Origin of the sequence: Gottfriedia solisilvae (assembly GCF_002128405.1) — a bacterium.
Taxonomy (GTDB): Bacteria; Bacillota; Bacilli; order Bacillales; family Bacillaceae_G; genus Gottfriedia; species Gottfriedia solisilvae.
In genome coordinates this window covers 25,136-47,285 of the sequence record NZ_NETJ01000001.1, presented here as the reverse complement: position 1 = coordinate 47,285, position 22,150 = coordinate 25,136, and the positions used below count along the sequence as shown (strand labels likewise).

Annotated in this window: 16 protein-coding genes; 8 read left to right on the top strand and 8 right to left on the bottom strand. The window is 31.3% G+C overall.

The genetic code is table 11. The features are described from left to right. The 3 genes from CAB05_RS00155 to CAB05_RS00145 are packed head-to-tail and all read left to right on the top strand — an operon-like array spanning window position 1 to window position 5,664. A complete protein-coding gene (locus CAB05_RS00155) occupies window positions 1–1,500 on the top strand; it encodes a type I restriction-modification system subunit M (RefSeq protein WP_087997742.1) in 1,500 nt (499 codons plus the stop codon). Then, a complete protein-coding gene (locus tag CAB05_RS00150; protein WP_087997741.1) occupies window positions 1,493–2,743 on the top strand; it encodes a restriction endonuclease subunit S in 1,251 nt (416 codons plus the stop codon). The genes CAB05_RS00155 and CAB05_RS00150 overlap by 8 nt, the downstream gene beginning before the upstream one ends. After that, window positions 2,743–5,664 (top strand): type I restriction endonuclease subunit R, encoded by a 2,922-nt coding sequence (locus CAB05_RS00145; RefSeq protein ID WP_087997740.1) that lies wholly within the window; start codon window positions 2,743–2,745, stop codon window positions 5,662–5,664. Before CAB05_RS00150 ends, CAB05_RS00145 begins: the two co-directional genes overlap by 1 nt. A gap of 42 nt (window positions 5,665–5,706) precedes the next feature. On the opposite strand, the gene CAB05_RS00140 is transcribed toward CAB05_RS00145, so the two are convergent. Together CAB05_RS00140 and CAB05_RS00135 are read right to left on the bottom strand one after the other, a co-directional pair. Continuing rightward, window positions 5,707–6,450 carry a M48 family metallopeptidase gene (locus tag CAB05_RS00140; RefSeq protein ID WP_087997739.1) on the bottom strand — a complete coding sequence of 248 codons (744 nt, stop codon included), beginning with the start codon at window positions 6,448–6,450 and terminating at the stop codon, window positions 5,707–5,709. A gap of 719 nt (window positions 6,451–7,169) precedes the next feature. Then, a complete protein-coding gene (locus CAB05_RS00135; RefSeq protein WP_087997738.1) occupies window positions 7,170–8,207 on the bottom strand; it encodes a hypothetical protein in 1,038 nt (345 codons plus the stop codon). A gap of 387 nt (window positions 8,208–8,594) precedes the next feature. Here CAB05_RS00135 and CAB05_RS00130 point away from each other — a divergent pair, with 387 nt between their 5' ends. Then, window positions 8,595–10,139: a tyrosine-type recombinase/integrase gene (locus tag CAB05_RS00130; RefSeq protein ID WP_087997737.1), complete on the top strand. Its 1,545-nt coding sequence runs from the start codon at window positions 8,595–8,597 to the stop codon at window positions 10,137–10,139. Window positions 10,140–10,394: 255 nt separating this feature from the next. Next, window positions 10,395–13,565: an anti-phage protein gene (locus CAB05_RS00125; RefSeq protein WP_087997736.1), complete on the top strand. Its 3,171-nt coding sequence runs from the start codon at window positions 10,395–10,397 to the stop codon at window positions 13,563–13,565. A gap of 321 nt (window positions 13,566–13,886) precedes the next feature. Here CAB05_RS00125 and CAB05_RS00120 read toward each other — a convergent pair whose 3' ends face one another. Together CAB05_RS00120 and CAB05_RS00115 are read right to left on the bottom strand one after the other, a co-directional pair. Then, complete coding sequence (locus CAB05_RS00120; RefSeq protein WP_087997735.1) at window positions 13,887–14,807, bottom strand: tyrosine-type recombinase/integrase; 921 nt, start codon at window positions 14,805–14,807, stop codon at window positions 13,887–13,889. A gap of 569 nt (window positions 14,808–15,376) precedes the next feature. Further along, complete coding sequence (locus CAB05_RS00115; RefSeq protein WP_087997734.1) at window positions 15,377–15,715, bottom strand: DUF3889 domain-containing protein; 339 nt, start codon at window positions 15,713–15,715, stop codon at window positions 15,377–15,379. A 224-nt stretch (window positions 15,716–15,939) separates the two neighbouring features. On the opposite strand from CAB05_RS00115, the gene sleB reads away from it, so the two are divergent. From sleB to CAB05_RS00100, 3 genes are all read left to right on the top strand, one after another. Further along, on the top strand, window positions 15,940–16,686 hold the full coding sequence (sleB, locus tag CAB05_RS00110; protein ID WP_087998579.1) for a spore cortex-lytic enzyme: 747 nt from the start codon (window positions 15,940–15,942) through the stop codon (window positions 16,684–16,686). A 19-nt stretch (window positions 16,687–16,705) separates the two neighbouring features. Then, window positions 16,706–18,019 (top strand): germination protein YpeB, encoded by a 1,314-nt coding sequence (gene ypeB / locus CAB05_RS00105; RefSeq protein WP_087997733.1) that lies wholly within the window; start codon window positions 16,706–16,708, stop codon window positions 18,017–18,019. Between the two features lie 138 nt (window positions 18,020–18,157). Beyond that, window positions 18,158–18,676: a hypothetical protein gene (locus tag CAB05_RS00100; protein ID WP_087997732.1), complete on the top strand. Its 519-nt coding sequence runs from the start codon at window positions 18,158–18,160 to the stop codon at window positions 18,674–18,676. On the opposite strand, the gene CAB05_RS00095 is transcribed toward CAB05_RS00100, so the two are convergent. The 4 genes from CAB05_RS00095 to CAB05_RS00080 form a co-directional block, all read right to left on the bottom strand. Further along, window positions 18,673–19,452: an undecaprenyl-diphosphate phosphatase gene (locus tag CAB05_RS00095; RefSeq protein ID WP_087997731.1), complete on the bottom strand. Its 780-nt coding sequence runs from the start codon at window positions 19,450–19,452 to the stop codon at window positions 18,673–18,675. The genes CAB05_RS00100 and CAB05_RS00095 overlap by 4 nt on opposite strands. 113 nt (window positions 19,453–19,565) lie before the next feature. Continuing rightward, window positions 19,566–20,474, bottom strand: a complete 909-nt coding sequence (locus CAB05_RS00090; protein ID WP_158093129.1) for a hydroxymethylglutaryl-CoA lyase — start codon at window positions 20,472–20,474, stop codon at window positions 19,566–19,568. Window positions 20,475–20,746: 272 nt separating this feature from the next. Then, window positions 20,747–21,469: an amino acid ABC transporter ATP-binding protein gene (locus tag CAB05_RS00085; RefSeq protein WP_087997729.1), complete on the bottom strand. Its 723-nt coding sequence runs from the start codon at window positions 21,467–21,469 to the stop codon at window positions 20,747–20,749. Further along, window positions 21,466–22,122, bottom strand: coding sequence for an amino acid ABC transporter permease (locus CAB05_RS00080; protein WP_087997728.1), 657 nt, complete (start codon window positions 22,120–22,122; stop codon window positions 21,466–21,468). Before CAB05_RS00080 ends, CAB05_RS00085 begins: the two co-directional genes overlap by 4 nt. Window positions 22,123–22,150: the final 28 nt, after the last annotated feature.

Sequence of the window (22,150 nt, the reverse complement as noted above, 5' to 3'; positions counted from 1 at the left end):
ATGAGCAAGTTAACATTACAAGAATTAGAGGGTCATCTTTGGAAGAGTGCTGATATTCTTCGCGGGTCAATAGATAGCAGCGACTATAAAAACTATATATTTGGTATGTTATTTTTAAAAAGAATGAATGATGTATTTGTGGAAACAGCATTAAGAATTGAAAAAGAAGAAGATGACGATTATGGTTGGTCCGATCGTGATGTGCATTCTATTTGGATTCCTGAACGTGCTAGATGGGAACATTTAAATAAATTAACAAGTGATATAGGCAATGCGTTAAATACCGCATTTGAGTCAATTGAAGAAGAAAACCCGCTTAAATTAGAAGGGGTGCTTTCAAGTATTGATTTTAATGATAAGGAACGATTACCTGATCATGTATTACTTCAGTTAATTTCACACTACAACCAACTAAATTTAATGAATGAAAATCTATCAGAGCCTGATTTAATGGGACGAGCATATGAATATTTAATTAAGATGTTTGCAGATGATGCAGGTAAAAAAGGTGGCGAATTTTATACGCCAACTGAGGTAGTAAATTTATTAGTTCAATTAATTAAGCCCCAGGAAGGAATGCGAGTATGCGATCCAACTGTCGGTTCAGCGGGGATGTTAATTCAATCTGTAGATTACGTAAAATCAAAGCGTCAAGAGAATGATAACCGTCCAGTTCGTATAACACTTCATGGACAAGAAAAGAATTTAAACACCTGGGCTATAGCAAAGATGAACCTATTATTACATGGATTATTTGATCATCGCTTAGAACGTGGAGATACAATTCGGGAACCTAAATTGCTAGATGAAAATGGTGAATTAAATTTATATGATAGAGTGATAGCAAATCCTCCATTTTCTTTAAAAAATTGGGGACGTGAAGAGGCTGAAAGTGATTCATATGGACGTTTTGGATTTGGTCTACCTCCTAAAAATGCAGGGGATTTTGCTTTTATTCAGCACATGATTGCTACACTAAACGGAAATGGTATAGCGGGTGTTGTAATGCCTCATGGTGTATTATTCCGTAGTGGTGCTGAAGGGAAAATACGTCAGTGCATACTTGAAAAAGATTTAATCGAAGCAATAATTGGATTACCATCAAATCTTTTCTACGGGACGAGTATTCCTGCATGTATCATAATAATAAATCGTAACAAAGTTGAGGAACGAAAAGGAAAAGTGTTGTTCATAGATGCATCAAAAGGGTATCAAGAAGGAAAGAATCAAAATACGCTACGCAAAGATGATATTACAAAAATTATTCAAGCATTTGATAATTATGAAATGGAAGATAAGTTCTGTCGTTTAGTATCGATGGAAGAAATTAAAAATAATGAATTCAATTTAAACATTTCTATATATATAGATTCATCCGAAGAATTAGAAGAAATTGATGTTACTGAAGCAATAAAAGAACTTAAGGATCTTGAAAAAAAACGAATTGATATTGAATTAGTCTTGTCTGGCTTCATGAAGGAGTTAGGTTATTATGAGTGAGTGGAAAAAGGTAAAGGATTTAGTTAAAAAGATAATTGGAGGAGGTACTCCATCAAGGGAGAACGATTCCTATTATAACGGCGACATACCTTGGGCAACAGTGAAAGATATGAATTCAAATGTATTGGTAGAAACTCAAGAATATATTACAAATATAGCCGTTAAAAATAGTTCCACTAATATTATTCCTAAAGGTAACGTAATAATTGCTACTAGAATTGGTGTAGGAAGGGCGTTTTTGAATAAAGTTGATATGGCAATTAATCAAGATTTAAAAGCACTAATTCCAAATGATAAAGTAGATCCAATGTTTTTGTTATATTCAATTATTAAAAGCAAAAGTTTTCTAGAGAGTATATCATCAGGAACAACCGTAAAAGGAATAAGATTAGAGCAATTAAATGAATTAGAATTATGGGTTCCAGATTTAAAAAACCAAAGAAAAATTGCCGCAATTCTTTCAACTGTAGATCAAGCCATTGAGTATACAGAGGCCATAATTGCTCAAACTGAAACGGTTAAAAAAAGTATGATGCAGGTATTATTCACAAAAGGTATTAGCCAAACAAAGTTTAAGAAAACAGAGATTGGTGAAATACCTAAAAATTGGGAAGTAGATAGTTTGCAAAATATTACATTACCGAAAGAAGGTTTAAGAAGAGGACCATTTGGTGGTGCCCTTAAGAAAGAGATTTTCGTCCAAACTGGCTATTCCATATACGAACAACAACATGCTATTTACAATGATTTCAATAAATTTAGGTATTTCATTTCAGAGGAAAAATTTAATGAGATGGAAAACTTTAAGATTAAACCTAAAGATCTGCTTATTAGTTGTTCTGGAACTGTTGGTAGAGTGGCAATTGTACCTTTTAATGCACCAGAAGGGATAATAAATCAAGCATTACTTAGAATTAGGTGCGATCAAAAAATAATTACACCTGAATATTTAAACTACTTATTAATTTCTGATTCTTATCAATCCAAATTATTAGATATGTCACATGGCTCGACAATAAAGAATATAGTAGGTATGCCAATATTACGTGAGATGAAGTTGCCAATCCCTCCTATAGAGGAACAATCTAAGATTGTAACTATTTTAGATAGTATTGTTGATAAGTTAGATTTTGAACAACAATATTTAAGTCAATTAATATTAATAAAAAAAGGACTCATGAAGGATTTGCTAACCGGAAAAGTTAGGGTAAACATTGTAGAACAAGAGGGGGTGTTTAAGTAATGACACTAGAATGGGCAAAGGAACGCCCAGTTGAATATAAAATAATACATCAACTAGAGTCTTATGGATACACCTATCTCCACGGGGGTTCTCTTGAAAGTGAGCGTACTTCAAAAAGTGATGTAGTTTTGGAAAAAAGATTAGGTCAATCAGTGAAACGATTAAATCCATGGATCGATGATAATAACATTCATAAAGTAATACGTTCTATTACTCACTTAGATGCACCAAGTTTGATGGAAAATAATGAGGCATTATTTGGATATCTAGTAAATGCAATATCTGTCCCACAGGATTTAGGTCAAGGAAAGAAAAATCAAACTGTTCGTTTAATTGATTTTGAAGATATTGCTAACAATGAATTCCTGGTAGTAAATCAATTTCATATAAATGGTCCATCAGAAACTATCATACCTGATGTTATTGTTTTTATTAATGGTTTACCGATTGCTGTAATCGAATGTAAAAGTGCAACAGTAACTGAACCAATCAGTCGTGCAATAAGTCAGTTAACCCGGTATCAAAGAGATGTTGAAAAATTATTTTGGTACAACCATGTAATGATCGCATGTTGTGATGTCCAAGCAAAATTTGGTTCGATCGGATCAAAGGCTCGTCACTATGGGGAATGGAAAGATACTTATCCATTACTGAAAAATGATGTGGGTAGTAATTCAACTCCTCAAGATATCCTTGTTGCAGGCATGTTGACGAAAGAAAACCTGCTTGATATGATTCGAAATTTTGTTGTATATGAAGTTGAAAATGGACGCACAATCAAAAAGGTGTCTCGTTATCAACAATTTCGAGCAACAAATAAGACAATTAATCGAATTCTTAATGAAGATAAAGGTGGAGTTATCTGGGCAACTCAAGGCAGCGGTAAGTCTTTAACAATGGTTTATCTTGCTACGAAAATTCGCCGACTTAAACAGTTAAACAAACCATCAATAGTAATTGTTACAGATCGAACTGATCTAGATGATCAAATTACAAAGACATTTAGAAGATGTGGATTTCCTAATCCTAAACAAGCATCAAAAGTTGTTCAATTAAGAGATTTTCTAACTCATGCTAATGGTGACACGATTATGACAACTGTCCAAAAGTTTCAAGAAAGTGCAGAAGAACTTGGACTTGAAGTTTTAAATGATGCTTCTAATATTATTGTAATGGTCGATGAATCACATCGAACACAATATGCTGGTCTTGCAATGAACATGCGAACTGCTTTACCTAACGCTATATATTTAGGGTTTACTGGTACACCAATTGACAAAGAAGATCGTTCTACATTACAAACATTCGGACCTTATATAGATACCTACAGTATCCAACAGGCGGTAGATGATGGTGCTACATTACCTATATTCTATGAATCTCGCTTACCGGAACTAAGGGTTGAAGGTGAGAGTCTTGATGCTATTTTTGACCGAGTATTCATTGACTATTCAGAAGAAGACAGAGAACGTATTAAGAAACGTTATGCAAACGAAGAGTCAATTATAGGTTCATCACAACGAATTCGTCAGGTGTGTTTAGATATTATTCAGCACTATGAAAATTATATTCAACCGAACGGCTTTAAGGCCCAGATAGTAGCAATAAATCGAGAAACTGCTGTGTTATATAAAGAGATACTTGATGAATTAAATGGTCCGGAATCGGTTGTGATCTTTTCAGGCAACAACAATGATTCGGAAAAAATGAAAAAATATCATACTACTAAAGAACAACAAAAAGCCTTTATTGAACGATTTAAAAAACCACTAAAAGAAGATGGATTGTCATTTATTATTGTATGTGACATGCTCTTAACAGGCTTCGATGCACCAATTGAACAAGTAATGTATTTAGATAAGCCATTAAAAGAACATAATCTACTTCAAGCGATTGCACGTACCAACAGGACCTATGATAAAAAGACTTATGGATTAATTGTTGATTATTATGGAGTTTCATTATTCTTAAAGAAAGCATTAGCAATCTTCACTTCAACTGATGTTGAAGGAGCACTTACAAATATCTCAGCAGAAATACCAAGACTTGAGACAAGACATTGTTCAGCAATGCGTTTCTTTGATAAGGTGAACAAGAATAACATTGAGGATTGTATTAAGATACTTGAGCCTGAAGATGTTCGTCATCAATTTGAGAAACATTTTAAGCGATTTTCTGAAAGTATGGATATGATTATGCCAAATCCAGTTGCTGCTCCATATCGAGAAGATTTGAAATTTCTGGGAAAACTAAGACAATACGCCAAAAATCGTTACCGGGATGAAAAACTTGATATTTCTGATTGCGGAGAAAAGGTACGTAAGTTAATAGAGGATTATATTATTAGTATAGATGTAGAGTCCTTACACAAACCTATTAGTATCTTTGAAAAGAACTTTGACTACAAGGTTAAAGGCATGACTAATGATCAAGCGAAGGCTTCTGAAATGGAACATGCTATTCGCCATGAAATAAAAGTGAAAATGAAAGAAAACCCAGTCTTTTATTCATCACTAAAAGAAAGATTAGAAGAGTTAATTAATAGGCATCGAGAAAAACGTATTAATGATGCACAATTGGCTTGGGAACTAGAACAAGTAATTGAAGAAGTTCGTAAGCAAAATAGTGATAAAGAATCAGATGGATTAACTAGTAAAACGCGTCCTATATTTCAACTTTTACAATTAGAATGGACCAACTCTTATGAAGACAATGAAAAAGTTAAAGAAACTACTGATACAATTAATGAGTCTTTATCAGAATACTTAATAGATGAAGGGATTTCTGACAAGGAAGACCTTAAACGACAAGCAAGAGCAGAAATAAAGGGCATATTGCGTAAAGCGAAGGCACCTCGTGAGAAATTAGATCTATTGGCACAACAGATATTAGAGTTGACTATAATTAACAGAGAAAAATAAAAGAAGTAGAGATAGAAGTTGTTACTTCTATCTCTACTTCTTTTATAACGTTAGTAATGGACCATTCTTTCTTAACCAATCTTTTTTCTCTTCGTAATTAGGTAATATAGTTTGAACAAAACTCCAATAATCTTTTGAATGATTAGGGTATTTAAGATGTGCTAATTCATGAACGATAACATAATCAATGACTGAAATAGGGGCCATGAATAATCTCCAATTAAGATAAATATTACCACTAGGAGTACATGTACCCCAACGCATATGCTGCGTTTTAACTTTGATACTTTTTGGAGTAACGCCCATCAATTGTGAATAATAATTTGCTCTATCAATTGCTTTCGACTGGGCATGAGTTATATACCATTTAATAATTCTTTCTTTGACCTGTTCATTGTGTTCAGTAGTTTTTGGATTAAATGGCGTTTCTATAAGAAATTTTCCTTGTAAAAAATTAATTGAAATAGAATTTAATTTGTTATTTTGTAAAACTTTTATTTTATAATTTTTACCACAGTAAGGAAGTTTCTCACCTGAAATAAATTCTCGGTGGGGAGGTGCTTCAACAATCTCATTAACCGCTTCCCATTTATCTAAAATCCACTTTGCCTTTTTATACAACATACTTTCAATTTCATTGATAGTTAATCTATCTGTGGTAGTAACAGTAACTCCATCTAACCATTCAACGACAATACTGATCTCATCAGAGGGGAATTGTCCATCGTTTTTAACTATATTTAAGGTGTATTCAATTGTTGTATTACCAAATTGAATTTCGGGCATGTAATCGCTCCATTCATAAGATGTCTATCATTATTGTACTGAAATGATTAGAGGTATTAAACTATAGATATTATATTAACAATATTTATTTAAATAATAAACAATTCGTAAAATTAAAATGATCTACTTACTTTTTTATATAATTATGATAGGTGTTTTTTTATTTGCAAGACGACTGTATCCTGTTAGAATGAATTAACTACATTTTTACACTTTTCTTCTAAAGTCCTCAAAGTGCGTCTATCCTTATATGACTTATATACATAGTAAATTAACATACATAATAAATGACTAACATACATATAAAAAGACCAACATACATGGGAATTTGAAAATCGAGATCCACCTTACAACCATGCGGAATTGGAGGACTCTTGATTTTAACAATCTACTACGTGCTTTATTCACATAATAAAGAATCTCACACGTACCTTATCCCCTTATTAAAGAATCTAAAACTACTAATTAAACAATCTCGCACACCAAATATAACAATGTCGAACGGATGGTTGCTAAAATTGGAGTGAATTTTGAAAAATGATCAAATTATCAAGGTGTTATTACAAATCTTTTCACACATTCACACAATGACTTCAAAAAAAAAAGAGCCTCCTGTTACTGGAGACTCATAAGGTGATCACTTGAGATATTTGAATAGGATTTTACACAAACTCGAATAACCTTAAAATCGCTCTATTTTTAAAAATAGGGACTTAAGGTTACATTTCTGCTACTTTCGTTCGGATAATTGAAGTAATAAATGGTGCCCAATTTGGTAAAGCCCATTCTAATCCTGCTACATTTAGATATGGTTTGATATCTTCCGAATGTAGTTTATTGAACATTGTATGGATAACACGCTCATGAACAGCACGACTATATTTTGCTAGTTTGCTAACTAGGATATTAAATACTCCGGTTGGCATTTTTAGTTTATAATCCTTTTCATATACCTCAATCATATTTGCAAGAGTCATATGACGTTCTTTTAGATCCTTCATCTTTTGTTCAGCCGTTACACGCTCTTTCTTAAGAATTGGATATACTAAGAATGCAAAGTATGATTTGATATGACGAGATTTTCTGTGGGTGAATTTATCTGCACGTCTAGCATTTGATTCATCTAATACAAAAGTGTGCTTATATGTATCAATTAACTCTGCAATAACTGCTCTTGCATAATATACATTTTCAGTATGTAAAACTGATAGCCAGTTTAATTTCTTAGATTTATCTTGTTTTGCTAGATTGATAATGATGTCAACACCATATTCTTTGAAGAATTTTGCGTTTGCATCACCTGTATCTAATACGTAGCACATGTAAGTGAATAAACGACGGTGAGTAACTTTCATCTTAAAGAAATGCTCTGTAAAGAAAACTGGTCGAAGGTATACATAACCTTTGCTACCTGTCTTAACCATTTCTTCCATATCCTTCATGTAGTAGCCATGTTCTTCATGGCATGCTAAAATACCCAAGTCTTCCAAATCTTTTAAAGCATAATGGATCGTTGAGCGGTTATTATCAAAATCAAAATGGTCTACTTGATTACAGATTGCTTGGCAAAGACTATATAGACTTTGAACTTCAGATTCTACAGTAAATAGATACTCCTGTGGAGCGTGAGGATTAGCCTTTGGTAAATTGAATTGGTTAGCCATTTCAACTAAAGCAAAAAACACATCTAATGTACGATCTTTTTTAGCATCTAATAGAATTGATTCAACATGTTTACGATACATTTTTTCTGCCATTGTCCTCACGCTCCTTTCGAATAATTTTTTGAGATTCTTAAAGAATCAGTTTTATATAGGTTAACAGGGAAATTTACATGTGATACAAAAATGGAGAATTTTTTTTGTATTTTTTGTATTATTTTCCAAGTGTGAACTAAGTATATATATTTATAACTTCAATTTCAATCTATGACGGAAAAAGTCGAACAATGTGGATAACTTGAGAGAATAGTAGATAAAAAGAAAAAAGATTGGAGATATTAATTTTCTCCAATCTTTTTTCTTTTATTTTAGATTTTATATTCTTTTTGAAAAACCGACACATTAAATGCTGTTACTCTACCAGTAGATTAATACAACAAGATTTATTTACTTCAAAATATAAGAAGTAGGGAGTAGTACAAGATGTTTAAAGGCCACCAATTTAATAAGGAAGATTATAAACAAATTCCATTAGGTAAAATTATTAACTCAAACAGTTTGATTATTGAAGCATTTGAACAGTTGAGAGAGAGGATGAGTTGGAAAGATAATACAGTAAAGGCATATTCGAAAGATCTGGAAAAACTATTATATTTTCTAAATGAAATTGGAATTAATCCTACACTTGAAAATGTAAATTTTGAAACGATGAAGAAGTGGAAAGAGGAAATGAGTATTAACAATCTCTATTCTGCGAGCACAATAAAAAGAATGATTGATAGTTTAAAATCATTATTTAATGTTTTTGTAAATGCTGGGATAATAGAAGGTAACCCATTTAAACATATTCGGGTTAATTTAGATCCGTCGTCATCCCATAGTCGCAGTCTAAATGTTATTGAGTTAGGGAAAGTATTATCCCAAGCATTAAAATTAGATAGTATGGAAAAAAGAGACACATTAGCAATTGTTTTGACACAAATGCTAACAGGTTTACGTTGCACTAATATGATAAATTTGAAGGTAAACGATATAGACTTTCAAAGAGGACAATTACGAAGAATTGTACGAACTGTTAATGCAAAACATGTTGTGAATACTATTCCACTTCCACCATTTCTGTTAAGTGTACTTAATTTTCATATTCAAAACAGAAATATTAGTGGAAATGATCCGCTGTTCTATAATGAACACAATAATCCATTAGGTGAAAAGAATATCAATAGTATTGTTAATAAAATATGTATTCAATTAGGTTGGAATTTGAATGATTCTTTTACCCCACATGGGTTTAGATACTCAATAAGTACTCACTTTCAATTGTCATTAAATGATGAAAGTACTTTAGCATTCCTTTTGGGCCATAATGAGAGTAAATCAGTTACAAAACGTTATGTAAAAGACACTCAATTTAAACAAGAAATTTTAAAATCTTGGATATTTACTTATGAAAAAGATATCCTTTCACAAGTAATTGCATCTATTAATGATGTTGAAAGTATTGAAAATCACTCCAATCAAATTTGGGTACATAAGTTAAAATTATATTTAAAAGATATGGTATATTTCTTAAATAAATTTTCTTATATTGAGTATAGAAGACATTCTATTTCTAGTATTTTTCATAATGCTTTCCCTGGAAGTAAACCTGATTATTATGCTAAGAGTAATATAATAAGAAACAATTTAGATTTTAATAATGCAGTTAATTATCCTAATACTAATGAACAAATGGTATCTGGTCATTTTGGACAATCTTATCAACCTAACCCTTATAACAATCGTTTTGATTTTTCTAGAGATTTTAATAGAAATCAAAATTATATAACACATGAGAGTGAGGGTTATTTAAAACAAGAAAATATGGATAATATGAATTTAAATAATAACTACATAAATAATGAATGGAATTTTCAAACTTTAAATAGTGTACCATTACAGGATTCAAATGTTTTAAACGAGTATGAATTTCCATCTAAAGGGGTATCAACAGAGAGAAACAATACTATTAATAAATATGGATTATGATTATCGTTTTGTGGATTTTTAAATATTTATCAAAAATTTTACTTAAAAAAAGACCATTTAGGTCTTTTTTTATTTGAATTTATAAAATGTATCTATAAAAGATTTATATAAAAATATATCTATTTTAGGTTTTTGTTCACAAAATAATATTTGTTTTTTAAAGAGTAAAAAATAATCTAAATATTCCCTTAAATTACTGTATAATTATAACTGACAAAAAATTACAAATTATGGAAAGGAGTGGCTAATGATAATATGTTATCAATATTCCACCTTTCAGATATTCATTTTTCTAAAATATATGAGAATGATATTCTGAAAAAAAAAGAATCATTTTTTAAATCAGTTATATCTGAAGCAAGAGACTCAAGTCACATTATTATATGTGTCACTGGTGATACTGCTAATTTTGGTGTGGAATACGAATATCTCGAAATAGCATTACCATTCTTTGCTGATCTAAAATCAGCATTAAAAGAAGAACTACCACACATTCCTTGTGATTTATTATTTATTCCTGGTAATCATGACTGTGACTTTAGTGATAAAAATGAAATGGAGGTACGTGATGATTTAATTAGCGCAGTTATTAGCAACCCCGATAAAGCAAATAATCCAAAGTTTTTACGCAGTATCATAACTCAGAATCATTATTCGGAGTTTATTAGTATCTTTCATGATGATTGGGAAATGTGCGAACTTCTTGAATCTAACGAATTAATTAATAAAATAAGAGTCAATATTAACGATAAAACTCTAATTATTAATTTATTTAATACTTCGTGGATTTCAACTCTCAATGAAAAACCTGGTCAAATGTATTTTCCAAGCGAATATATTAATTCGAGTCCCGATTTAATTGGCGATGTAAATATATCTGTTTTACATCATCCTACTCATTGGTTGGAACCTAACAATAAAAGGGAAGTCGAATCACTATTGCAACTTACTTCTGATTTCATATTATCAGGTCATGAACATGTACCAACAAAAGTAACCTTAACTGATTGGAATCAAAGAGAAATACATTTTATTGAAGGAAATGCATTGCAGGAACTAGGTTCCCCTGACAAAAGTGGTTACAATGTAATAAAATTTGATTTGAAAAAGGAATTATTTCAAGTTAAAAATATTATTTGGAAATCATCTTACTATGGTTCAGAAATAACAACTGATGATTGGAAATCCTTGTTGAAAGGAACAACTGTAAAATCGAATAATCCAAAATTTTTACAAGTTAATGATAGTTTTGAAGAGTTTCTTGATGATATTTCAATCCCAATTTCTCATCCAAGAATTGCAAATCTTTCTTTACAAGATATTTATGTTTTCCCTAATGTTGAAGAAATCATTTATCAAGAAGAATCCGAAGTCCTAATGGGACATAAAGATGTGCCTGAATTACTTAAAAGCGAGAGAGAGGCACATTTATTATTCACCGGAGATAAAGATTCTGGAAAAACTACATTAGCAAAAATGCTTTTTCGTCATTTTAGAAATGAATGTTGCTATCCATTATATATTGATGGTGAAACAATCACACCTTCATTATCTAGAAATACAGCGCTTTTAATATCGAAAAATATACAAAACGTTTATGCGGAAGAACAGTTAGAAATCTATCTTCAATTATCAAGAAATGACAGAATACTAATTGTTGATGACTGGCATCGTACGAAATTAAATAGTCAAAATAAAACAAGATTCTTATCAGAGGTAAGCAAATACTTTAAACAAGTCATTTTTTTCTCTGAGATCAACGATAATGTAACCAACACTATAGAACTTACATCTAAAGATGATCAATATAATTTCAGACATTTTACTATAAATGAATTTGGTCATGTAAAACGTGATGAATTTATTGAAAAATGGGTATCTTTAGGCCAAACTGAAACAATAGAAAGCAATGAACTCATTAAAGAAATTGATAGACTAAAAAGATTGATACAGCCAGTAATTATGCAAAGTTTTGTCCCTAAGTTCCCTTTATATTTATTAATAATCTTAAAGACCATAGAAAGTGGAACCCCTCATAACCTAGAAAAAAGTTCAAACGGTTATTACTTTGAAATATTAATTAAGGACTCATTAGCATCTATTGAAATCGAAAATAATGAAACAGATAAGATTTATCAATATTTGACTGAGTTAGCATATGAAATGCTACAAAAATCCAAAAATTCTTTAACCACTCAGGAGTGGAGAGATTTCCATAATTCTCATTTAAATTATTACGATATGAACGAGGACCAATTAGTTTTTAGAGAGATCCAATCAAAATTAGAAAAAGAAAAGGTTATTCGGAATAAACATTCAAGTTATGAATTTTATTACCCTTATGTCTTTTACTTTTTTATAGCACAATATTTTGCTAGGAATATTAATAGAGTCAAAGTCAGAGAAGAAATTTCTGAACTCTGTAAAAAACTTCATGTTACAGAAAATGCAAATATAATTATGTTTTTAACCCACTTGTCAAAGGACGAATTTATTAAGGATGAAGTTTTAAGTGCTGCTAAACAAATTTTCATTAAATCTGCCCCTTTAAAAATAGAGGGAGACGTAAGCATTATTAATGAATTATGCGATGATTTATCACCAATTGTTTTACAGGATGTTAATGTTCGAGAACATCGAAAAAAAATAAATCAACAACTTGATGAACTTGATCGTAATAAAGAGAAACAATTCTCATTAGATTCTGCATTGGAACAAATTGCTGCAACTGATTTTACTGATGATGAAGAGTTAGATGACATCAGTGAAGTTATGGAACAAATTGATATGATGAATAAAGGATTCAAAATGCTTGAAATCATTGGCCAAATACTTAGAAATTACTACGGCTCTATGAGTGGAATTGACAAACAAAATCTTTGCGAAGAACATTACCTTTTAGGACTAAGAATCAGTTATAGTTTTATTGAAGACTTAAGCAATCAGAACGAGAATCTAGTACATTACATATCTTCAATTATAATTGAGAAGGGTATTGAACATCCTGATCGAGCAGAGAGAATGGCTAAAAGATTACTTTATAGTATTGGTGGTTTTGTAGCACAAGGCATGATTGAAAAAATTGGAATGACAATTGGAACCCAAGACTTAGATCGAACATTTAACAGAGTAAAACAAAAACTTCCATATAATTCTGTTGAATTAATAAACTTGTATATTAAAATTGAATATTATGATCAGTTTCCTTACCAAGAGTTATCTGATTTCATAAAGAATAACTATCATAATAAAATCGCAGTTCAAATTCTTCAATCAATAGTAAGAAGATATTTATATATGGTAGAAGTAAACCGCGCAGAAAAGCAGAGGATTTGTGATTTAGTTGGTATTAAATTTGATCCAAGATTACAATTGCAGCAACAAAAAAATAAAACAAAAATAGAAGAACCTACTGATAGGAAATAGTGAATAATTTCTTTAATGATTATTAAGTTGTAATAAAAACTGATAATGGGATAGAATTATGAATATTCTTACGAATGTCATATTGTAGAATTTGACAAACCACATAAATTTTAAATGTTGAGTTAGCAATATTAGAATTCAACACCACTTAAATTAGAGTAGTTTTACATAAATGTCCAGTAATAGTAGAAGAATTTAATGAATATAAAAATATACAAAAAAGACCAGAGAATGAAAACCTGGTCTCTTTTTTATCTTTATTTTAGTGTTATTAATTAAAAATTGTTTTTAACATCTTCTCAAATCAAATTTTAAATTAGTTCAAGTTTTTGAACTTAAAAAGGTATTAATTGCCTTTTGCTTTTGTTTAAAATCAACATGTGTATAGATCGATGTTGTTGCAAGGCTCTCATGACCTAAAAAATCCTGAAGGACTCTCAAATCAATATTCTCACCATTTTCTTGTAACATTAATGTCGCAAAGGTATGACGTAAATGATGGAGAGAGAAACGTTTAGGATCTAACCCGGCTTTCTTTAAAACTTCTTTAAACACTTTATGTAAGCCTCTAGGGTCAATTGAATGGTAATGATGATTATAAAATACATTTAAATTAGAATGTGTTAAAAACGGCTTTAAAACGTCCTTATAAGCATGAATCAGCGGTAGTAGAGTAGGGTGGAGAGGTAATAATCGTTCTTTATTTCCTTTACCACGTATTCTTACAGTCTGATTCATTAAATCAAATTGTTTCCAGGTAAGATCACAAACTTCTTGTCGTCTTGTTCCTGTAAGTGCAATGAATTTAAACAGAAAATGATTTCGAATACTAAGATAACTACCTCCAAAGGCTTCATGTTCTAAACTTAGGAATAATTGTTGTAATTCTTGTAGATTCATATAAATAGGAAGCGGAGTATTTATTTTAGGACGTTCAATAGTAGCCATAAAATCATCACTTATATACTTCTCAAGTAAACAAAATTTAGTAAATGAACGAAGTGATGAAATACGACGGTTCATAGATCTGGAACTACTATGTTTATGGACCATTTGATATTGAACAAAACGCCGAACAGTAGCACGTGTAATGTTTGCAATATCTAGATCTTGCCGAAATTCTTTTAAATATTCATTGAAAAGAAGCAAATCTTTAGTGTAACCCTGAATGGTATTAGGAGAACATTTCTTTTCAATATCAAGATACAGCAAAAACTCATCAATCGCTTGAATAACCAACATAGATAGATCAACTCCAATTAAATTATTTATCCTCAAATTAAACTCATCAAACATTAGACAAAAACCAACGAATTCAAAAACTTATCCGAAAGATGAAACTACATAATAAGTTCATCATAATCCTTATCGAGGAACTTATCGGTAGAAGGCGACTAATAACGGATATTATCGGAACTAAATAAGAAACCCCTTGTTCCATATAAGTTATTTCTAGTTTACATAATATATATTATAGGAAGTTAATGATAAAACAAGAAAATCCGTCTCAATTCATAAGTATTCTTAGAGTTTTGAGACGGATTAGAAATTTTTAAGTGATTTTAAATTTTTTTACTAAATTTAGTTAATCTAAAATTTTTAGTGATTTTTAACTGCCTTCGAATTTAATTTTTATAATTCCAATCATTAAAGCTGGTTTACTATCTATGGATCCTAATTCTATTAAATCTTAATTCGTTCGTGCATATTTTATTAACAGTTTATTTAGTTTCGATTCAAGATTTACGTTACATATTGATCTTTTGCATTCATTTTTTTGTAAAACAAATTGTAAGTATGCTGTACTACAATTAACGATCAGTCTCTCTATAAGAAATCCCTAAATATCGGTCTGTACTTGGTTCAAATTCAACATTCACAAATACCCCAAATTCTCTAGTCCCGCTCTTTACCCTTAACCATAATTTAAATTTCTCTACCGCTACATTTGTTGATTTCCATTCTCTACCTATATGTAAATAATCAATTATATCGGCTTGTGGATATTGCTCTTTTGTCTTCTCTACAGCAATTTTCCCCCATTTTGCATATGGAGGTTCATATACAGGTGCTGCATGTGCAGGAGACAATTTCATAAAGATTGAAAATAAAACTGAAAAAATAAGGATAAGTTTAAATGCTTTTTTCATCAGATCTCCTCCTCTTCTCTTTTCCATACTATTCGACCGCTCTATCTAAACTATTCACTGATCTCTACGACAAAAAATATCATTTTTTACTGTTTCTGTTAATAAAAAGAAATTTTTTACAAATAGTAAGTTTAAATGCTTTTTAAGGAGGACTTATTTTGCAAAAAAAATATAAAATCAAAGCAACTTTCATAATCTTTTGCATAATATGCTTGTCATTTTTAATGGTAAACACGTATTTACCTAAAGATGAAGTAAACGCTTTTACTAGCCAAGTACTGACTAGAGGATCCACTGGACAGGATGTAAAAGAGCTTCAGTCACGTTTAAAATTTATCGGTTTCTTTAAAGGTAAAGTTGATGGTGTGTTTGGCTGGGGTACTTATTGGTCATTAAGGACTTTCCAGAAGGAATTTGGAATGAAGGTTGATGGTGTTGCTGGACCTAAGCTAAAAGAAAAATTAGTAAAGGCTACAAAGAATTATAAAGCTTCGGGCACAGCATCCAATACGAATACTAAGAAATCTAACAATATCGTCAGTAAAATAACGAAAACGAGTAATAGCTCAAATAAAAATAATAATAAGAAACAAGTGGAAAACGCGCCGAATGGTTATACGAACAATGATATAAAATTGATGGCAAATGCTGTTTATGGTGAATCTCGTGGCGAACCTTATATTGGTCAAGTCGCAGTAGCAGCGGTTATTTTAAATCGCCTAAGCAGTTCATCTTTCCCAAATTCAATTTCAGGTATCATTTATCAGCCTGGTGCATTCACAGCAGTTGCAGATGGTCAAATTAACTTAACACCCAATGCTAACGCTAAAAAAGCGGTACTTGATGCTATCAATGGCTGGGATCCAACTACTGGATGTATTTATTATTATAATCCTAAAACTGCAACAAATAAATGGATTCGAAAACGTCCTAAAATCTTAACGATTGGTGAACATATTTTTTGCAAATAAACTAAATTGAGGTGTGAATATGAAAAACGCTATCATAATTGGAGCTTTGTCTGTCGCCTTAATTGGTACAGGCTATTGGGGATATACAAAACATCGTGACCTTCAAGAAATGCATAATCAAGCAGAAAATAGTTACCAAAGGGCCTATAATGAATTAACATATGATGTTGATTTATTACATGATAAGATTGGTGCTACACTTGCGATGAATTCTAAAGCCTCCCTATCCCCTGCACTTGCAGATGTATGGAGATTATCAATTGAGTCCAAATCAGATATCGCACAATTACCATTGAAATTTTTACCCTTTGATAAAACACAAGCTTTTTTAACGAAAATAGCAAATTTCAGTTACAGAACAGCAGTTCGGGACTTAGAAAAAGAACCGTTAACTGATGAAGAATATAACACCCTTAAAGCCATCTATAAAAAATCAGAAAGTGTTCAAAATGGTCTTCGTAATGTTCAGTCGGATATTATTGATAAAAACCTAAGTTGGATTGATGTACAGACTGTATCCGCTCAAAAAGAAGCGCCAAGAGATAATGTGATTATCAATGGTTTTAAACATGTTGAGCAAACCAAATCGACAGTTGATCAAGATTTTGGACCTACCTTCACTACTGGACCTGAGCAGTCAAAAGAGTTAAAGAAACTTACAGGTGATAAAATTTCAGAGAGTGAAGCGAAAAAAATCGCAAAATCTTACTTCCCTATTAAAAATTATAAAGATATTGCTGTAAATAAGAGTTTAGATGGTAGCAGTGAGCCCTTCTATTCTGTTTCAATGGAGCATAAAAATCCAAAGGCTGATTCTTATATGGAAATAACTGAAACGGGTGGTCACCCATTATTTTTTATTACGAATAGAGATATTAAAAAGCAGCAAATTAGTCTTGAAGATGCTGGTAAAAGTGGCGCAAATTACTTAAAGAAACAAAAATATACGGATATGGAAATATACGATAGCTCTCAATACGATACAATTGGCGTATTTCAATTTGTTAAAACTGTTAATGATGTTCGTATATACCCTGAATCAATCCAACTAAAAGTTGCGTTGGATAATGGGAAAGTTATCGGTTTTAATGCGAAATCTTACGTAGTTTCAAATCATAAACGCAACATACCAACACCTAAATTAACAAAAGTACAGGCACGCAAAAAAGTTAATCCAAATGTAAAAGTACAAGAGGAAAGATTAGCGATCCTTCTAAATGACTTTAATAAAGAAGTACTATGTTATGAATTTATTGGTACTTTAGACAATGATACTTATGATATTTATGTAAACGCATTGACTGGTGATGAGGAAAAAGTTAAGAAATTATAAACTTAAAAAGATGCTTAGAGGTCATGTGCTCTAAGCATCTTTTTCTACTTTATGTAACTCAATTTTATCGTATGTAGGAAAAACATATCATTCCATATCTATGATTACAGTACAATATGCATTGAGGAGTGTGGTTTCATGTTAGTTACGTTATCTAAAATTAAATTCAATTCATTAAGTGATGCTGATTTATGTTGGGCTTGTATAGAACCTTCTATCCTTGCTTATAAACAATCTAAAGGAATAGACTTTACAGAGTCTCATTATAGAAATCTTTCCAAAGGACAACAAGCACTATTTATGTATACCGTTTATTTTAAGCATGCATTAAGATCTAAAGAAGAGTTTTATTGGTGGACAGTACATTTATTAATGTTTAGAAAGGCATGGACAGAGCTTAAAAAGGCTTTACAATTCTTTAACGATCAAGCAATGATTCACCATTTAGAACAGTTTATCTCTCATATACAATCATGGGATATAGATGGTGAAAATCCATCACTTTCACTTTTAAAGAAAGATCTTGTTTTGCAGTCAATGGTCGTATCTTCATTTAATGCAGCTCAAAAGCTATCACAACAAACAACAAGCTCGATCAGTAATTATATTCGCCATCATGTAACTGAGTTTATTCAATTGAAAAATGAAATTGATTAAAACACATGTAAATATTGGAGAATCACTATACTAACGCCAAGGATGACAACATAATAACCAAATACATTAAGTGATTGTTTCTTTAATAAGTTGATCATCCAGTTAATTGCAAGATAACCAAATAAAGCTGAAGCTAATGTACCAATAAAAAGTGGAAAAAATGAGATTTGCTCTACCTTGCCTCCTAATACATCTTTACCTTGTAAAATGATGCCACCAAGAATTGCTGGAGTTGAAAGTAAAAACGAAAAATATGCTGCACTTTTCCGCTCCATTCCTTTAAACAATGCAGCGGCAATTGTAAGACCGGAGCGTGATACTGCTGGAAAAATGGCAAGTGCTTGGAATGAACCGATAAATAGTGCATCTTTCCAAGTTAACTCTTCCATTGTTTTTGTACCCTTTCGTTTTTTATCTGCAATAAACAAAATAATGCCAGTAAAAATAAATTCCCAGCCTATTGTTTTTCCAGAAACTGAAATTGCATCAAAGAAGTCTTTAAATAATAAACCAACGACTACAGCAGGTAATGTACCGACAACTAACAATAAAGTTAATTTAGAAAATGGTTTTTTGATTAATTGCTTCCATTCATTTTGATAAAATACAAACACCGCTAATAACGTACCAATATGCATAAGTGTATCTAATAATAACCCCGCTTCATCAAGTCCAAATAAATGTCGCCCAATATACAAATGACCTGTACTACTGATTGGAAGAAATTCAGTAAGTCCTTGGATAATTCCTAAAATAAATGCTTCAATACTAGACATTTACGTTTCCCCTTTCAACTAAACTAGTAAAGTATATGCTGAAATTAAGTAATCTTGTCCAAAACTCAGTTATTTTGTACACATATTAATGATTAATTCCCTACAAAAAAGCATCATTTCGGATGCTTTTTGTTTTTCATGACTGAAAAAAGTTTACTAGTTGGATCTACTGTTAATTCGTTCACGATGTACTGAGTAGCATGTTGAAGACTTTGTTCATCAATTGACGTATAGATCCCTAGTTGAGTCAATAATGATAAAATATCCTCTGTTGCGACCATCTGATTTTTTTCATTTGAAGGAAATAGTCCCCCATAACCTCCATTTGACGAATCGAAGCGATGAATTCCATATGCCAAAGATGTATAAACATTTGAAATTGCACGACCGTAAGTATTATAAAACTGCATTGAACAACGATCTGATGGAACTGTTTTCAATAAATCTTCTAAGAATAGTTGAATTTGTGGAGGAGTGGCCTTACCAACGGAATCTACAAAGGAGATTTCATCTATAGCAATGTCTATAAGTTGATTAGCTAATTTAATTGTTTTTTGAATACTTATATTCCCTTCAAATGGGCAACCAAATACGGTTGTAATATAGACTCTAGTACTTTTCCCATGATCTTTACACTCATTTACCATTTTCTTTATTTCTTGCACAGTTTGTTGAATAGTCGCTTCTTTCGTAAATTGATTATAAGTTTCACTACTAGAGATAAACATATTTACTTGATCTGCATCAACAACAAAAGCTCTTGTCAATCCGCGCTTATTAGGTATTAAGACGCTGTAATGGCAGCTTTCTTTCTTTTTTAACTTTAAAACTAATTCCGCTGCATCATTGAAATCTTTTTTTTGATTAGTCCTTACAAAGGAAGACACTTCAATATTAGGTACACCACTTTCGGCAAGCAAATGAATCCAATTGAGTTTTTGTTCATTGGATAAATGTAGGTTATTTTGTAATTGTAATCTTGGTCCAATCTCATTTAAAACGACAGATTGTGGAAGCTTCAATAGTATCTACTCCTATATTAGAAATTTTGAATTAAAAACAGCCCTATTACACTACTTCTAATGACTGCAGATACAAAGTCTTGTTTCAAATACTCTTCCTTTAATATAGGTGAGAAAATGGAATTTTATGATATTACGATTCTAGTAAATTATGAAAATGAAGGGAATTCTTATGTGTAACTGCTATTAATATATTTTCTAACATTTGGGTTCAAAAAAAGAAGACCACTTTTGTGGCCTCCCTTAAACTAATAATCTTTTAAAATTAATAATTATAAAACTTTACTTAGGAAACTCTTCGTGCGTTCATGCCTTGGAAAATCGAAAATTTGTACTGGTTCGTTTTCTTCAACAATATAGCCTTGATCCATAAATATGACTCGATCTCCGACTTCACGAGCGAATCCCATTTCATGCGTAACGATAACCATCGTCATACCTTCTTTTGCTAGCTGCTTCATTACTTCTAATACTTCGCCTACCATTTCTGGATCAAGTGCTGAAGTAGGTTCATCAAACAACATAATTTTTGGTTCCATAGCAAGAGCTCTTGCAATCGCAACACGCTGTTTTTGACCACCTGATAATGAATCTGGATAAATGCTAGCTTTATCTGCTAGTCCAACTTTCTTTAATAGTTCCAAAGCTTTTTCTTTTGCATCTTCCTTTGAAGTATTTCGAACTTTTGTTGGTGCTAACATAATATTTTCTAATACTGTAAGATGCGGAAATAAATTAAAGTGTTGGAATACCATACCAACTTCTGTACGAATATTGTTTATATTCGTTTTCTTATCTGTAATATCAACACCTTCAATTAAAACACTACCATCAGTAATCGTCTCTAACATATTTAAACATCGTAGAAATGTTGATTTACCAGAACCAGAAGGCCCTATGACAACGACAACTTCTTTATGATTAATCGTAATATTTATATCTTTTAAAACTTCTAACGCACCAAATGATTTTTTTAATTTTTCTACTTTTATCATCCTGTTGTCAGCCTTCTTTCAATACGATTTAATACTGCGCTTAACGATAACGTTAATATTAAGTAAATGAATGCTGCCATTAAATATGGCTCCCAAACAATATAGTATTGACCATTCATCGCACGGCTCCAATACATGATTTCTGGTGTTGCGATAATTGCAGCAATAGAAGACTCTTTGATTAATACAACAAATTCATTACCAAGTGGTGGAATCATTCTTTTAATCGCTTGAGGTAATATTACATATCTCATAGCTTGTACATGTGTCATACCAAGTGATCTAGAAGCTTCCATTTGTCCCTTATCAATTGACTGTATTCCTGCGCGGAAAATTTCCGCAATATACGCTGCAGCGTTTAATGATAATGCGATAATTGCAGCGGCAATTGGATTCGTCTCTCCTATAAAGTAAGGTACTACCCCAAAATGAATTAATAGAATTTGAACGAATAATGGTGTTCCTCGGAAGAAATTGATATACCATACAAACGGTAAAGCTAACCATTTATTCGATTGCATTTTTCCTAATCCGATAAATAAACCAATAATTGTACCTAATACGATTCCCGCTAAAGATAGGGCAATTGTTAACAATGTGCCTTCCCAGAAAAATGGCAAATATTCTACGATTACATCCCAATTAAATCCCATCTAAATTCTTCCCCCAATTATCTAAAAT

Coding starts and splice junctions, on each gene's coding strand:
- CAB05_RS00150 (WP_087997741.1), top strand. CDS start 1,493: ATGAGTGAGTGGAAAAAGGTAAAGGATTTAGTTAAAAAGATAATTGGA.
- CAB05_RS00120 (WP_087997735.1), bottom strand. CDS start 14,807: ATGTTGGTTATTCAAGCGATTGATGAGTTTTTGCTGTATCTTGATATT.
- CAB05_RS00125 (WP_087997736.1), top strand. CDS start 10,395: ATGTTATCAATATTCCACCTTTCAGATATTCATTTTTCTAAAATATAT.
- CAB05_RS00115 (WP_087997734.1), bottom strand. CDS start 15,715: ATGAAAAAAGCATTTAAACTTATCCTTATTTTTTCAGTTTTATTTTCA.
- CAB05_RS00085 (WP_087997729.1), bottom strand. CDS start 21,469: ATGATAAAAGTAGAAAAATTAAAAAAATCATTTGGTGCGTTAGAAGTT.
- CAB05_RS00140 (WP_087997739.1), bottom strand. CDS start 6,450: ATGCCCGAAATTCAATTTGGTAATACAACAATTGAATACACCTTAAAT.
- CAB05_RS00135 (WP_087997738.1), bottom strand. CDS start 8,207: ATGGCAGAAAAAATGTATCGTAAACATGTTGAATCAATTCTATTAGAT.
- CAB05_RS00095 (WP_087997731.1), bottom strand. CDS start 19,452: ATGTCTAGTATTGAAGCATTTATTTTAGGAATTATCCAAGGACTTACT.
- CAB05_RS00155 (WP_087997742.1), top strand. CDS start 1: ATGAGCAAGTTAACATTACAAGAATTAGAGGGTCATCTTTGGAAGAGT.
- CAB05_RS00080 (WP_087997728.1), bottom strand. CDS start 22,122: ATGGGATTTAATTGGGATGTAATCGTAGAATATTTGCCATTTTTCTGG.
- CAB05_RS00100 (WP_087997732.1), top strand. CDS start 18,158: ATGTTAGTTACGTTATCTAAAATTAAATTCAATTCATTAAGTGATGCT.
- sleB (WP_087998579.1), top strand. CDS start 15,940: ATGGTAAACACGTATTTACCTAAAGATGAAGTAAACGCTTTTACTAGC.
- CAB05_RS00130 (WP_087997737.1), top strand. CDS start 8,595: ATGTTTAAAGGCCACCAATTTAATAAGGAAGATTATAAACAAATTCCA.
- CAB05_RS00145 (WP_087997740.1), top strand. CDS start 2,743: ATGACACTAGAATGGGCAAAGGAACGCCCAGTTGAATATAAAATAATA.
- ypeB (WP_087997733.1), top strand. CDS start 16,706: ATGAAAAACGCTATCATAATTGGAGCTTTGTCTGTCGCCTTAATTGGT.